The sequence below is a fragment of the Streptococcus suis genome (assembly GCF_002964045.1).
GTDB lineage: Bacteria > Bacillota > Bacilli > Lactobacillales > Streptococcaceae > Streptococcus > Streptococcus suis_U.
Genome location: NZ_POPB01000630.1, coordinates 1 through 321 on the forward strand (window position 1 = coordinate 1; position 321 = coordinate 321).

Below are 321 nucleotides of genomic sequence, written 5' to 3' on the forward strand. Positions count from 1 at the left end.
CCGAAACGCTCAATATTTTCAGCCAAGATTTTTGCTCGTTTGTTGGAAATTTCATTACTAACCAAGAGCCCCGTATTTTCTAAGTATGAAAGCAAGTGAGTAGACTTTCCTCCTGGCGCTGCTGCCAAGTCCAACACTTTCATCCCTTTTTCCGGAGCTGCAATCTGACCGACAACCTGTGCAGCCGGCTCTTGTGAGTAGACTAAGCCAGTTACATGTTCTGGAGACTTTCCTGAGACCTTACCATAGTATGACCAAGTCATATTAGGGATTGGTTGCTCAAAGTCCAATTGACTTTCTTTGAGAGGATTTGTGCGAAAG

1 pseudogene is annotated in these 321 nt (G+C 44.2%); it reads right to left on the bottom strand.

The window, feature by feature from the left end:
- Positions 1 to 321: pseudogene (locus tag C1E99_RS13745) on the bottom strand (23S rRNA methyltransferase); the annotation flags it as partial.